Consider the following 423-nt stretch of genomic DNA (forward strand, 5'->3'; position numbering starts at 1 on the left):
CGTGCTTAAGGTCCCTAATTATCACGCACAAACTTGCTTAGCAGCTGTGCAAAAGGTTATTAAACAAGCCCCCACACTTTTTAAGACACTCACTTTTGATAATGGAGCAGAGTTTTCGGAGCAAAGTCGTTTAAAAGGAACTACAAGTTACTTCGCGCATCCTTCTTCGCCCTGGGAACGGGGCAGCAATGAGCGTGCAAATGGGCTTTTACGTGAATTTTTCCCTAAAGGACACTCACTGAGGCAAGTCACCCCAGAGGAAATACAGCGGGCGCAAAATGCTTTAAATGGCAAATATCGGCGGATCTTAGGTTATCATTCCGCCCAAGAAGCATTAGAAAATGAATTAGCCCAGCCAAATAAGTAGTGGCTAAAGTTCGACAGTGGGAGGCCGGCCATTCGCTACGCTTCCTGGCCGGCCTC

The 423-nt window shown here is 47.3% G+C and carries 1 protein-coding gene; it reads left to right on the forward strand.

The window, feature by feature from the left end; genetic code table 11:
- The coding region (locus tag LACPOB_RS0100720) for an IS30 family transposase (RefSeq protein WP_017866933.1) at positions 1 to 367 on the forward strand (367 nt) is incomplete at its 5' end.
- Positions 368 to 423 lie beyond the last annotated feature (56 nt).

The sequence above is a fragment of the Ligilactobacillus pobuzihii E100301 = KCTC 13174 genome (assembly GCF_000349725.1).
GTDB classification, from domain to species: Bacteria; Bacillota; Bacilli; order Lactobacillales; family Lactobacillaceae; genus Ligilactobacillus; species Ligilactobacillus pobuzihii.